14 protein-coding genes are annotated in these 13,094 nt (G+C 33.6%); 6 read left to right on the top strand and 8 right to left on the bottom strand.

The annotated features are described in order from the left end of the window. Nucleotides 1-283 precede the first annotated feature (283 nt). Nucleotides 284-2,503: an RNA degradosome polyphosphate kinase gene (locus tag MOC86_RS26735; RefSeq protein ID WP_268586917.1), complete on the top strand. Its 2,220-nt coding sequence runs from the start codon at nucleotides 284-286 to the stop codon at nucleotides 2,501-2,503. Between the two features lie 904 nt (nucleotides 2,504-3,407). Here the strand turns inward: MOC86_RS26735 and MOC86_RS26730 are convergent. From MOC86_RS26730 to MOC86_RS26715, 4 genes are all read right to left on the bottom strand, one after another. Next, entirely contained in the window at nucleotides 3,408-3,899 is a 492-nt protein-coding gene (locus tag MOC86_RS26730; RefSeq protein WP_268586916.1) for a hypothetical protein, read from the bottom strand. A gap of 137 nt (nucleotides 3,900-4,036) precedes the next feature. Further along, nucleotides 4,037-4,261, bottom strand: coding sequence for a hypothetical protein (locus MOC86_RS26725; RefSeq protein WP_268586915.1), 225 nt, complete (start codon nucleotides 4,259-4,261; stop codon nucleotides 4,037-4,039). Nucleotides 4,262-4,399: 138 nt separating this feature from the next. Next, nucleotides 4,400-5,140 carry an oxygen-insensitive NADPH nitroreductase gene (gene nfsA / locus MOC86_RS26720; protein ID WP_268586914.1) on the bottom strand — a complete coding sequence of 247 codons (741 nt, stop codon included), beginning with the start codon at nucleotides 5,138-5,140 and terminating at the stop codon, nucleotides 4,400-4,402. Between the two features lie 535 nt (nucleotides 5,141-5,675). Further along, entirely contained in the window at nucleotides 5,676-6,350 is a 675-nt protein-coding gene (locus MOC86_RS26715) for a nitroreductase (protein WP_268586913.1), read from the bottom strand. Between the two features lie 205 nt (nucleotides 6,351-6,555). Between MOC86_RS26715 and MOC86_RS26710 the strand changes: the two genes are divergently transcribed. Together MOC86_RS26710 and MOC86_RS26705 are read left to right on the top strand one after the other, a co-directional pair. After that, complete coding sequence (locus MOC86_RS26710) at nucleotides 6,556-6,912, top strand: winged helix-turn-helix transcriptional regulator (RefSeq protein WP_326847769.1); 357 nt, start codon at nucleotides 6,556-6,558, stop codon at nucleotides 6,910-6,912. A 190-nt stretch (nucleotides 6,913-7,102) separates the two neighbouring features. After that, on the top strand, nucleotides 7,103-7,378 hold the full coding sequence (locus MOC86_RS26705; protein ID WP_268586912.1) for a MarR family winged helix-turn-helix transcriptional regulator: 276 nt from the start codon (nucleotides 7,103-7,105) through the stop codon (nucleotides 7,376-7,378). A 509-nt stretch (nucleotides 7,379-7,887) separates the two neighbouring features. On the opposite strand, the gene MOC86_RS26700 is transcribed toward MOC86_RS26705, so the two are convergent. The 4 genes from MOC86_RS26700 to MOC86_RS26685 form a co-directional block, all read right to left on the bottom strand. After that, on the bottom strand, nucleotides 7,888-8,220 hold the full coding sequence (locus tag MOC86_RS26700; protein WP_268586911.1) for a hypothetical protein: 333 nt from the start codon (nucleotides 8,218-8,220) through the stop codon (nucleotides 7,888-7,890). A 48-nt stretch (nucleotides 8,221-8,268) separates the two neighbouring features. Beyond that, a complete protein-coding gene (locus MOC86_RS26695) occupies nucleotides 8,269-8,862 on the bottom strand; it encodes a hypothetical protein (RefSeq protein ID WP_268586910.1) in 594 nt (197 codons plus the stop codon). A gap of 209 nt (nucleotides 8,863-9,071) precedes the next feature. Then, nucleotides 9,072-9,275, bottom strand: a complete 204-nt coding sequence (locus MOC86_RS26690; RefSeq protein WP_268586909.1) for a hypothetical protein — start codon at nucleotides 9,273-9,275, stop codon at nucleotides 9,072-9,074. Between the two features lie 42 nt (nucleotides 9,276-9,317). Continuing rightward, on the bottom strand, nucleotides 9,318-9,686 hold the full coding sequence (locus MOC86_RS26685) for a hypothetical protein (protein WP_268586908.1): 369 nt from the start codon (nucleotides 9,684-9,686) through the stop codon (nucleotides 9,318-9,320). Between the two features lie 103 nt (nucleotides 9,687-9,789). Between MOC86_RS26685 and MOC86_RS26680 the strand changes: the two genes are divergently transcribed. From MOC86_RS26680 to MOC86_RS26670, 3 genes are all read left to right on the top strand, one after another. Beyond that, on the top strand, nucleotides 9,790-10,332 hold the full coding sequence (locus tag MOC86_RS26680; RefSeq protein ID WP_268586907.1) for an RNA polymerase sigma factor: 543 nt from the start codon (nucleotides 9,790-9,792) through the stop codon (nucleotides 10,330-10,332). After that, the gene (spoIIP, locus tag MOC86_RS26675; RefSeq protein WP_268586906.1) at nucleotides 10,316-11,239 is read left to right on the top strand and encodes a stage II sporulation protein P; all 924 of its coding nucleotides are present in this window, start codon (nucleotides 10,316-10,318) and stop codon (nucleotides 11,237-11,239) included. Before MOC86_RS26680 ends, spoIIP begins: the two co-directional genes overlap by 17 nt. A 1,183-nt stretch (nucleotides 11,240-12,422) precedes the next feature. Further along, complete coding sequence (locus tag MOC86_RS26670; protein ID WP_124048927.1) at nucleotides 12,423-12,554, top strand: DUF4023 domain-containing protein; 132 nt, start codon at nucleotides 12,423-12,425, stop codon at nucleotides 12,552-12,554. Nucleotides 12,555-13,094 lie beyond the last annotated feature (540 nt).

Genomic DNA, 13,094 nt, shown 5'->3' with positions numbered 1-13,094 from the left:
TGAAATTTTTGCACCAGAACCGGATTAACTGCATAAGAACAAATTTCACTAGTAATCTATATATCTGTTTTAGCCAAATGCAATGTTTGCATCAGAACCAGTTTTAGAGATTACTTGCAGCTATTTTGAAGTTTTTGTACCAGAACCCCGAAATAAAATTTTCAAATTATAATTGAAATTTAAAAATTTACAAAATCTTTACAAAACATACATTTTTCAGTTATAAATTAGTAGTGTTTTCTAAAATATATAATTAAAAGCGAAGAAGGGAGATATCCATATCGTGACACCAACAAGTAAAGACAACACAATAACAAACCTAGAGGACGTTTCCTTTTATAATAATCGAGAATTAAGCTGGTTGGATTTTAATAAACGTGTATTGGAGGAAGCAATAGATAATCGAAATGCTTTATTAGAACGATATAAATTTCTATCTATTTTCAGCTCGAATTTAGATGAGTTTTTTATGGTGCGTGTAGCTGGTTTACTAGATCAAGTAAAGGCTGGGTTTAATCGACCTGAAAATAAAGCAGGATTAACTCCAAAAGAACAGTTAAGTGCTATTTCTGAAATTACACATTCTCTTGTAGACAAACAAGATGACATATACATAAATGAACTAACACCTTTATTGGCTAAAGAACGTGTGAAATTTGTGTCCGTTTCAAAAGTATCCTCTGCAGAGTTATTGTTTTTAGAAGATTTTTTTAATCAGCAGATTTTCCCTATTTTAACTCCTATGGCTATTGACGCCTATCGTCCCTTTCCTATGTTATTAAATAAATCTTTAAATCTGGCTATTAGGATTGAAGAAAAGATGCACGGGAAAAAAGGAGGATTATCAATAGTTGAACAATTAGCGATTGTACAAGTTCCTTCTTGTTTAAACCGTTATATTGAGTTACCCGCAGAAGATGGACTAAGAGTCTTTGTCTTATTAGAACAAGTCATCGCTAAATTTATTCATAAGTTATTCGCGGGGTACCATGTCAAATCAGTAACACCTTTTCGTATTACACGGAACGCAGATTTAACCATTCATGAAGATGAAGCAGAGGATCTTCTAAAGGAAATTGAAGAAGAACTTAAAAAACGCAAATGGGGCGCAGCTGTTAGATTAGAGATGCAAAGACATTGTTATGATAAGCAAGTAGTTGACTATTTAAAAGAGGAACTAGAAATTCATGATAAAGATATCTATTTTGTTCAGGCACCACTTGATTTAACGTTTCTCTTTTCATTTTACAAAACCATTCAATCAACCCATGAACATTTAGTAGCACCTTCCTTTATTCCTCAACCTGCTCAAGATTTAGAAGGAGCAAAGGATATTTTTTCGAAGATACTTACCCAAGATGTTTTACTTCATCATCCATATGAATCATTTGAACCTATCATTCATTTTATTTCACAGGCTGCAGACGATCCAGACGTATTGGCTATTAAACAAACGCTCTACCGGGTAAGTGGAGATTCTCCAGTTATTAAAAGTCTTAAACGCGCTGCAGGAAATGGAAAACAGGTAACGGTTCTAGTGGAACTAAAGGCACGATTTGATGAAGAAAATAACGTACAGTGGGCAAGGGAATTAGAAAAATCAGGGTGCCATGTTCTATATGGGATGACGGGGGTAAAAACGCATAGTAAAATCACCCTGGTTCTGCGCCGTAAAAAAGGGGAAATTCAACGCTTTGTCCATCTAGGGACAGGTAATTACAATGATGCTACAGCAAGAATTTATACAGATATGGGGTTAATTACATCTAATGAAAAAATTGGAATGGACGCAACCAATTTTTTCAATTACATAAGTGGTTATATGGAAAAACCCAATTATCATCATTTATCTGTTTCACCATTTGGTATAAGAGATACATTCTTAGAGTTAATCAATGAAGAAATCGTCTATCACCAACAATATGGAAATGGACATATTATCGCTAAAATGAATTCGCTAACTGATAAACCACTTATTACGAAACTTTATGAGGCATCAAATGCAGGGGTGAAAATTGACCTTATTATACGTGGTATTTGTTGCTTACGTCCCGGAATGAAAGGAGCGAGTGAAAATATCAGAGTTCGGAGTATCATAGGCACATTTTTAGAACACACACGGATTTATTATTTTCACCGGAACGGAGAACAGAAAATATTTTTATCATCTGCAGATTTGATGACACGGAATATGGAAAATCGTATTGAAATTCTCTTTCCTATTTTGAAAACTCATTTAAAACAACGAATTTATACATGGATAAGCTTCATGTTAAAAGATAATTGCAAGGCCCGAGAACAAGATTCGAAGGGGTATTATCATTATGTAAAACGAGATGATGAATTAGAAACAGTTAACAGCCAAGAATTGTTCTGTCAAATGGCTTACAATGAGAAGAATTCTGAGGAAAAGCATAATCGATCATCATTTAAATTCAAACATAAATTGGTTAAGTTAGGACGGATCCTCTTAGGTAGTTTACTGAAAAGGAAAATATTGTAGAGGTCTTGAGGGATTCAGTGATTAGTTTGACACAAATTCCAGAGGCGGGCATCCCTCCCGAAATTCTATGGTTGTATCTTGAAAAGAGAACTAATCGTTCTCTTTTTTATTTTCTCTCCATATAACCTTAAAATCTATATATCTTAAATCATTGTTTGTAAAACCATCCGTAAAAGTATACTTATAAGTCATAAATATACTTAAGACCGCCTTATACAATATGGATACTGGACGGTCTTTGTTATGGGTATGATTATTATTTACAGAAGGTTTTCGGTCATTTAGTACAAGCAACTAGGGAAAAAAGTAAAATCAAGATGATAAACATAAGAAGACTTTTCTTCACATCTCACCCCTCATTTAAGTCTTATCCTTCCTCATAATTTCATAAAAATTAAAAAACATATAAATCTAAGCTAATTCAATAATTTTTGAGTGAAAGCAACGATAAACACAGGCCCGAATTTTACATTTAGTGAAGTATTGCCCGCCAAACAAAAGATAAATGTAAAATTCGTTCCTATTATTTTTTTGACTTCCTTGTATTTAAAGCGTTGCTTCCTTTATTAGTTTTTATGTTATGATGAGTCAGCATGTATTGAATGGTGGAGGGTAAGAGGTATTATGGAAAACAACGAAGATAAATATGCAAATCTAGATTTAAACAAAATTTATGAATACGAGGAGCTACCTGATCGCATCTTATCAAGACTAAAATTCAAATAATACATATAAAATAAGGGTCCTTACATATTAGATATGTCTAATATGTAAGGACCCTCTTATTCAACAAACGCCCCCACGAACCAGGAAAGTGACGTCTGCTCCAGTCCACTCCAGGGGATAGCCTGTGTTAACACCCATTGAACCGGCGCTAACGATGCAAACAAAAGTGGTATTTGGATTATTCTTTTGAATCATTTCCTCTATTAATTAAGCTGACATTATCCCTACTCCAATGAGCCACTACTTTAATAATTTTACCTGATTCATCAAATGTCATGACGTCAATAATATCTATAGTAACTTCTTGTCCCCCAACGTCCATCCACAGTTTGAATGCCATAGCTGCTTGATTCCCATATGTTGTACTAATTGGAGCTATTAATTTCGCTTTTTTCGGAATAAATTGCACATCTTCATCTTCAAAATCTTCTGCTGTAAATCCATTGCTAATTGTTAAAGCTTTTGTACCAAATGGATCTTCAAGCATGTAATTATCTGCAAACAAATTAAGTGTACCTTCATGATAGTTTTTATTAATCATATCAATATAGCTTTGCATAGCCTTTCTCATATGTTCTGGTGTAGGCGTGCCTGTAGGGATATTTGATGTCTCTTTATTCTGCGTAATATCTTTTAGAACTTCTTTCCAACTAATTTCTTTCAAATTCATTTTTTTAAAATCTCCCTTATAATATATTGGTTTAAATGGTTATCTTGTTTATAAATTTACATCTTGTAACAGTGTCAAAACTTTTACGTAACCTATTTTCAACATGTAACCTTTCTATAACTAAATCAAATGAGAGATTAGGCTTTTTCATCATATTTTCTAATATCATCCTTTGGTTCATCTACGACTTCTTGTATATAAGCATTTACATATGCACTTGTTTCAGTTATTATCTCAATGTATTTTTTATAATATTCTTCTGGATCCAGTTTGAGCTTTTTATCTTGTGATTCAGTAAACTTACGAATTAAATTTGTAGCCTTCGTATCTATATGATCAGGTGGATAATCACCCAATGCCACAATAGTTTCGTTTACTTCTTTGGATTGTAACTGCTAGACTGAAAATTGCTGTAATATGAGTAAAGTCTAATGCAGGTAAAGCTAAAAACGTAGGTAGCAATTCGAAATCTAGTTTCTTTCACATGAATTGTAAACAGTTTATTTTTTAGCAAATCCTTGTTTGTTTAAATACTCAAGCATGAAGGGCTGTTGGCTTCTTTCAAGATGATCCTCAATATGGTCTTTCCATCCCTTTACTTTCTTCACTGTGAAAGGCGCTTTAACAGGACGATCTTGGTAATATTCACGCATCTGTTGGTCATAAGTTGCTAATTTTTCTTCATCGAGTGGCTGGTACTGATTATCAAACATGACCATTGATTGAGGCAAACGTGGTTTTAGTCCAGGTTTCTCTCCAGCAGGATGGCCTATGCATAGACCAACTAAAGGAACTACATACTTTGGTAAATTTAATACCTCAGTTAATTCTGCAATATTAAGTCTTATTCCACCGATGTATACACCACCTAGTCCCATTGATTCAGCTGCCGTTAAAGCATTTTGAGCCATTAGCCCAGCGTCGAATGAACCTATTAAAAGGTACTCAATATAATCAAGGTCTACTTTGGGAGCAATTTGATGATTTCGGTTAAAATCTGCACAAAAAATCCAAAACTCTGCTGCTTCTTCAATATAAGGTTGATGACCAGAGAGTTGCGTCACTTTTTTTCGAAGAGCTGGATCCGTAATTCTAATGATAGAAACGGCCTGTAGAAGGCTGAAAGACGAAGTTTGATTAGCTGCCTTAAAGATTAGATCCCGTTGCTCCTCTGTCAATGGTTGATTTGTATAAGAACGAACGGATGTATGATTACAAAGTAATTCAATTGTATTATTCATGTTGATATTCTTCCTTTCCTTCTTAAATACTAGATTCAAGACTAATTTTGTCTTATTTATCAAGTTACATTGGAGCTATTGGTGAAAACTAAGTATACTTGCATAGACTATAATAAAATCATTACTCTAATTTATGAAGAGGGCAATTTAAATTGCGGTAGTACACTTTTTTGTACTTATGGGTAGATAAGAGAGGTGTAAGGGATGACGAAAATTTGTAAAGGCAGTAAGTAAGCATCCACAAAGGATTCTTTTCCGGAGTATGCAGCTTTTTATACATCCTTGGTATCACAAGTTTTCTCTTAGCGATGTAAATCAGAAAAATGTATAAAAAGTGCACCTGTCCTACAAACACTGGGTGGCTTTTTCTTTTGTTAACGATAATAATTACTTTAACATCTTGTAATAGATTTAAATATCTTATCCGTAAAAGTATAAAAAGGCTGTCTAACCTCTGACAGCCTTTTTGTAGAATGAAAACCCCAAATAGTTTATGTACAACATTAAAAGGGTGTAAACTTATTCACCAGATAGATTAGTCATGAAATGTCACATTAGAGTCGATTGGATCACGACCCATACGAAAACTATTTGCTTTCGCTTCTTTATCAGGATAACCAAAGGAAATACCAAACAATAACTTCATGTCATCGGATACACCCAGTAATTGGCGTACCGTGTCAGCGAAAAAGCCTAATGCTGTCTGAGGAATACCACCTATCCCACGTGCCTCAAGTGCTAGTAGAAATGACTGACCATACATGCCAATATCAGATGCAACACGTACATTGTCTCCAAATGAAGGCATGAATAAGAAAGCAGCATGCGGTGCATTAAAAAACTCAAAGTTTCGTAATACTCCCTTATGGCGACCTTCTTGATCTTCGCGAGCTATGCCAAATGCCTCATAATATGTTTTTCCCTGTTCTTTTTGCCGTTCAGCATAACGATCATAAAAATCATTGTTATCGAATGTAAAATCAGGTGAGAATTGCTCTTTTTCAAATGCATTGATAAGAGCCTTGCTAAGTTCCTCTTTCTTTTCACCTGAAACGATATGGACATCCCAAGGCTGTGTATTACAATTCGATGGGGTATACTGAGCATCCTGGAGAATTTCACGAAGAACTTCCTTTTCAACTGGTGTAGAAAGGAATTGACGTATAGACTGTCGAGAGCGTACAACTTCTTGAAAAGATTTAGTAGGCATTAGCATGACCTCCTCTTGTGTTTTAATGTTTCTCCAAATACTGATTTTTGATAAATACATCCTCATTTGGCTATGCTTGAATCGTATTGAGTATTTTTGTTACATCCACTAGAATAGAATCATTGCTCATCTTTTGGAAGAGGGCAATTTAAATTGCCGTAGTACACTTTTTTGTACTTATGGGTAGATAAGAGAGGTGTAAGGGATGACGAAAATTTGTAAAGATGGATTTGAAAGAGAATTTATACGAGAACAAAGAGAAATGTATGGTATTGCTTATACACAAAACATACTCTCTGGACGTTGGAAGTATTTAATCCTTTGGTTTTTAAAAAATAAAAAACGTCGCTACAGTGAAATTAAATCCTTTTTAGCTGATATCTCTCAAGGTTCGCTTACAAAGCAACTTCGAGAGTTAGAAGTAGATGGTATAATTAACCGTGAAGTTTATCCAGAGGTTCCTCCACGTGTGGAATATTCATTAACATCAAAAGGAAAGGCATTGATTCCCATTATTGATCTAATGGAGGAATTCGGAAAAGAATTTGGAGAAAAAGAATAAAAACCTAAAAAAGATCGTGCAACTATAATTACTATAGTATTTATGGAACTCAATATTATTTTCGAGATAAAGAGAAGTAATTAGTTTACACATACCATGATTACATTCTTTTTCATTAAATATTTGAATGAAAAAATAAGAAAATGATATAGTTAGGTTGCTAATTATATTACAACAAGGAATGATCTATATGATTGAAGATGAAATTCGAGAACTTCTTGATAAAATATCAGCCCAAATGCGTCGAAATTACAACCACTTGTTACAGGATGTAAACCTTCATGTTGGGCAGGACAATTTGTTATGTAAGCTATGGACAAATGATGGACTTACACAAGTTCAATTATGTGAACACTTAAAGTGTGAAGCACCTACTGTAACAAATATGCTGAAAGCTCTTGAACAAAAAGGATTAGTTTATCGTCAACGTGATGAGAAAGATGGTAGAATTAGCAAGTTTATTTAACTCCTGAAGGTCGCAATCTAGAGGGTCCGGTCCATGAAAGATGGAGAAAACAACAAGACAAATTGTTAGCTGGTATTGCACCTGAGGAGCGTATGTTATTAAGAAGAATGATGAAACAGATGGAAGAGAATCTTTTTTAATCTCTCCTTTCCTACTCATTTAGTTAGCAAGCTAATTATATTTCAGAATTTATGTAATCACTAATAATTTACTAAAGAAAAGACAAGGTTATAGATAATTAGAAGCGGTGTTAGCATGGTAAAGGAAAAACAAGTAAACAAAAAGAAAATGGGTGTTGGTATCATTGGAGCAAGCCCGTTAAATCCTGGTTGGGCAGTAAGAGCACATAGGTAAACACAATGAGATAGTTCGCAAAGTAACCGACCGTAAAAGTATACTTTTATGGACGTATTTAGACCAGATATTGCTGCTAAAATAAAAAACAGTAAAAAAACATGACAATAAGCATGTTCCTTTTACTGTCTTTATGAGGATAAATAAACATCACTTCAATTATTTACTATAGCTTCCACTTTCGCATTCAAAGCTTCATACTCCTCTTTGTCAAAAGATACAGTTACTCTAGCCAGTCTTTCTGAATTTGGATAGAGGCATAATTGTTGGGTGAATTTCACCCCTAAAGGTCCAATGATTTGATAAATCAGGTTTAAAATTTTAAAACAATCCATATCTACACCATCTTTTAAATGATTCTTCATACTAATAACCATAATATCTTCAATCATTTCAAATCTGGGTTTCTGAGGAGAAATATGGTTAATTTTGCACATTCTCTTTACAACTTGTTTAAAAACATCGGACTCCTCACTAGTTCTCTCCAAAAAATCATTCCTTTTTGTTTTGTACTTTTGTTACATCAATCTAAAAAATTAGTTCCTAATCAGTCGTAACCTAATTTTTAAGTAACGACGAATCTCTATACCTACATAAAGTATAAGACTTATTAAGGATAGACTAAAGAACACCACTGTAATTTCATAATAATAACTTCCAGTAGGATGATACTGCTGAACAATATACCATTCTCCAGCATCAACAGCCTCCGAGATATAGAAAGAGTCGGCTAAAAACCCTCTTTTTACTTCTTGATTTAGAGGATAAACATATTGTGCCTGATATAAGTCAAGGTCTGCCAATATGGAATCATACTGGTAATCTTTCATCTGATTTTTTTCTTTTGGATAGAGAGCTAAATATTGATAGCTTGGATAATTATTTTGATGGACTTGAACCATGGTTCTAATTCTTTGGTTTTCTTCCTTCGTAAGAGAGTTTTCACCTTCAAGTTCGTCCTTAATTTCGCTAATTATATAATCCTGTTCTACATAAAACTTAGAATGGGTGTCATCTGCTATCTTAAACGTAACCAATGTTGTAATTAGTGAAATTAAACATAATATGAGTAAAGATTTAGAACGCAAACTTTTCTTTCTAAACCCGCGATACAGATCATACTTCCCCAATGGATCACCCTTTTCTAATAATTGGATAATACCATTTTCGCTCTTAGTGTCTTATTCTCCTTTTAATAAAAGAATAACTGTCTAATTGTACAAGTGTATAGGGTTATACATCTCTAGTTTATATAAAACATGAAGGAAATAATAAAAGCACAAACCTGCTAAATAACAACAAATTTGTGCTTTTCCTTTTCGTATAAACAAAAATTATCCTATATATCGGTTTCGTTATTTTTTTGTCGAAACCATTTTATATACATAAATGATTCTCCTATTACTAAACCAATCACAACACAACTGATTCCAGTAATATAGTCAGGTTCCTCTATTATAAGTGTGCCTATACCAAAACCAATTAACAAGCCTATAAGGGTAAACAAATAATGCTTATATCTCTGGCTAAAATAGTCTTTCATAGAGTATTGACCACCTTTACAAAAAATGTGATGTTTATCGATTTAACTTCTTTTACATTGTAAGATATGGTCTACTACACAGAATAGAAGTGCAATGCCTACAGAATAAAAGGTAAAGAACCACAGAAGGAAGAAGGGAAGAATACCAAATAATGTGTGACCAACAAGAGAAAATTGGAATTGACCAGCTTCCATTCTATTGGTTACGAATCCAATTAGGAGAGAGGTAGGTAATCCGTATAGGAAAACACATGGAATAATATATACAGGAAAAATTAAAAAGCTATGCAGTACACTTTTCAAGTAATTATCTACTTGCCCAAAGAAACCATCTATTGGTGTAAGAAAAGAGATAATGACAATAGATAATATACTGGTAATGAGAGCCGTTAACAATTTTCTTTTAAACATGATCTTATGCTTCCTTTCTAAGGATAAGAAAATTTTAACATAAACTGTAACTTTTTAGTGTGTTCATGCGAATATAGGGTGCATGTGAAAAGGAGGGAACGTATTGGCTCATTATTCGGATGAGGAGAATCGTATAGCTCAAATTTATGATGATTACTATCTAGATGTTTATCGCTTTATTATGTGTTTTACAGGCCTCAAAAGCGAAGCTGAGGATCTTACACAAGAAACCTTTATTCAAGTGTTAAAATCTCTCCCTACTTATCAATCATCTAAACCTCTTAAACCTTGGATCTTCTCTATTGCTAAACATGTAACCCTTGATCAATATCGTCGAAAGAAATTTTACCGTTTATTTAAGGATGTTTACTTTCAACAATTAATTTCCCCCGGAAAGTCACCGGGTCAATTGATGGAGATGAAAACAGAGCGCCAAATGGTGGAGGAGGCTTTACTACAAGTCAAACCTACCTATCGTGCTGTCTTTATTCTTAGAGCAATTAACGAACTCTCCATTAAAGAGACAGCTGAAGTTCTTGGATATTCAGAATCAAAAGTAAAAGTCACCTACTTTCGAGCCCTAAAGAAGCTGCAGAAACTCTTACATATCCAATGGGAGGAGTGGAACCATGAGAGAACGAACTGAGCAAGAATGGATTCGTTTATTAAAGGACTCTAAAGAGTTAGATCCAGATCCAGAGTATGTTCAGAAAACACGAGAGAAGATTCTTTCTGAAGCCAGAAAGTCTTCTTCATCGGTAAAGAAAAGAAGTTGGAAAACCATTTGGCCAACTATGGTGGCGGTTTGTCTCGCTGCTGTTCTTACGATAACCGTCTTAAACCATCAGGAACCTACACCACAGCCCTCTTTTTCTACTTACAGTCACCCTGAACCCATCAGTAAACCTATACAAGTAAACAAAGATACAGAAGTCTTTATTTATAACACACATAGTTGGGAATCTTTTGAAACCAGGGAAATCAATGGTTATAACAAAAAGAAAAATGTTCAAACGGTATCTAAAAGTTTAGAACATTATTTAGAACAGGAATCTATACCTACCACAATTGACGATACAGACTATACTAAGTTATTAATGGAAAAAGACATGGAACTCCAGGATAGTTATGAGTTATCCCGAAAGTCCGTTCAGAATGCTGTGCAAGCTTATCCGAAAGTTCAGTTAGTATTAGATATTCATAGGGATGATGCTGTAGGGGAAAGGGAAACGACCACCACAAAAATAAATGGAAAGAATGTAGCAAAGGTTCAATTTTTTGTTTCAAATACCCATCCGTCTTATGAGGAAAATTTAAAGGTAGCTGCACAATTAGATCGTATATTAAACGAGATGTACCCGGGAATTTCTAGAGGTATTCTTAAGGAAAGGGAGCGCCCTTATCACAATCCAGTCTCATATAATCAGGATTTACATCCTGGAGCTTTACTGATTAATATTGGTGGCGTAGAGAATACATTAAAAGAAGAAGAACGTACAACCAAGATATTAGCGACTGTCATTAAACGTGCACTCCAAGAACAACAAAATTAAAGGGCAGAAAGCCTCCTCTGCTTATCATTAGCAAAGGAGGCTTTTTATTGAAAGGAATTTAGAATAAATCAGTTCACATAATGTAAGTTATAGGGAAAACATCTTTCCTTGTATTGGAAGCCCATCTGTTTTTTGTTAAATTAGGGATAATTACAACATAAATAAAGGGGTAAAATGCAGTTATGAAATCAAATAGGAACAAAATCCAAGAAAAATATAGAAGAATCATGAAGGAAAAAAGAGTAGAGGAAGGTAAGAAAAATTACCACATAACTACAATGTTAGCCATATCATTTATTGTTCTTATTATTGTATTAGATCGATACATTAAATGGTTCTAAAGTAAATATGAAAAAATAAGGGTGGGTTCCATGAAGGAGTTTTTATCTAGTTTTTTACTTATAATAAGTTGGCTTATATTTGCTATAAGTGGATATCTGCTGTTTTGGACCATATTAGCTCCGTATTATATGGTCATTCCATTTTCCATAATGTTGATCATCGGATTACTATGCCGTTATTTATCTAAGAAACTTGATTCAAATTCAAAAACCACCTAATTTTTGAGTGTATACGATATACAAAATTAGTTAACATAAAATACATTATCAGAAGTGAAAGAGGAGCAGACTTGTTTAGTGACAACTAGTTTGCTCTTTTTCTTGCTGTATAAACAAAATGATTTTATATATCAGTTTTGTTATTTTTTGTCGAGACCATTTCATATACATAAACGTTTCGCCTATCACTAAACCACTCGTAACGCAGATGATTCCAGAAATATAATTGGGTGTATCTACTATAAGTTCACTTATAACATACCCCATTAACACGCCTATAATTATAAACCAATAGTGCTTATATCTTTGTCTAAAATAGGGAATTGCTATAAAACATTTACTTATTCACCTTCACCTATTTTAATTTATGATACGGAACGCCGTTGTGTTTCTAAGTGAGGTGTTAGTTTAATACTGTCATCTTACATAATACACAAAAAAGTATTATTCGCTAACTTCTTCTGTTTCAGGATTCGTCACTAATTTTTTTATGATCTTTTCCAAATTGCTTTGCTTCTGTTTCTTAAATGATCTCAGACTAATTAGTCGACCAATTAATTACATGTATGAATTCTTTGACTGAGGATAAAGTAACAATGAGTTCTAGATAAGGAGGGTTTCTTATGGATGACACACATGAGTTTGTAGAAAAATTACATGAAAAACAGGCTAAGGCGGAGCAGAACGAAAAGCGTCAAGGAAAGGCCCATGCAAATCGTAAATTACCTAATAAACAGCACAGCACTAATAAGTAAGTAAATGAAGCCATTGCAACACTTAAACGACTACAGGTATGAAATTGATTTGACTGTTGGAACATAGAGTTTGGATTCCTTTTAATCTTGTAAATAAAACAGGATGTTGAGAAACTCAACATCCTGTTTTAATTTAACTTTTAACGTATCGTTTCTTTAAATACAGTACCATCTTCTAAGGTTTATTGAATATTTCTTAATTTCCCCCATAAAAAAACCTCGTTTACTTATGATACGGTTCACCAAGTTAATTCTAAACTAGTAGTAAGGGGTTGTTTAATATATATCATTTCAAAAGATCTATAACTCTTAAGTACTCCACAATCTGGCCCGATTGCGGAACAAAAAAATCCTGCATATCATACAGGACTTTTAATCAAACTTTATTAGAAATTATCAATCTTTTAAAAAATATTGGACTTTATTGGTTCTGGTGCAAAAACCTATTCCTATAAACATAGAGAACCAGTTTCCTTTAAGTTGCTAACTTATGAAGCTAATCCAAACAGTTGATGGATGAATTCTTTTTGATTTTGGACA

Source organism: Priestia endophytica, assembly GCF_026790145.1.
GTDB lineage: Bacteria > Bacillota > Bacilli > Bacillales > Bacillaceae_H > Bacillus_I > Bacillus_I endophytica_A.
The sequence above is the reverse complement of the archived record's forward strand: the minus strand, read 5'-3'. Positions and strand labels throughout refer to the sequence as shown.

Coding starts and splice junctions, on each gene's coding strand:
- spoIIP (WP_268586906.1), top strand. CDS start 10,316: ATGAGAGAACGAACTGAGCAAGAATGGATTCGTTTATTAAAGGACTCT.
- MOC86_RS26705 (WP_268586912.1), top strand. CDS start 7,103: ATGATTGAAGATGAAATTCGAGAACTTCTTGATAAAATATCAGCCCAA.
- MOC86_RS26690 (WP_268586909.1), bottom strand. CDS start 9,275: ATGAAAGACTATTTTAGCCAGAGATATAAGCATTATTTGTTTACCCTT.
- MOC86_RS26685 (WP_268586908.1), bottom strand. CDS start 9,686: ATGTTTAAAAGAAAATTGTTAACGGCTCTCATTACCAGTATATTATCT.
- MOC86_RS26730 (WP_268586916.1), bottom strand. CDS start 3,899: ATGAATTTGAAAGAAATTAGTTGGAAAGAAGTTCTAAAAGATATTACG.
- MOC86_RS26715 (WP_268586913.1), bottom strand. CDS start 6,350: ATGCCTACTAAATCTTTTCAAGAAGTTGTACGCTCTCGACAGTCTATA.
- MOC86_RS26670 (WP_124048927.1), top strand. CDS start 12,423: ATGGATGACACACATGAGTTTGTAGAAAAATTACATGAAAAACAGGCT.
- nfsA (WP_268586914.1), bottom strand. CDS start 5,140: ATGAATAATACAATTGAATTACTTTGTAATCATACATCCGTTCGTTCT.
- MOC86_RS26710 (WP_326847769.1), top strand. CDS start 6,556: ATGACGAAAATTTGTAAAGATGGATTTGAAAGAGAATTTATACGAGAA.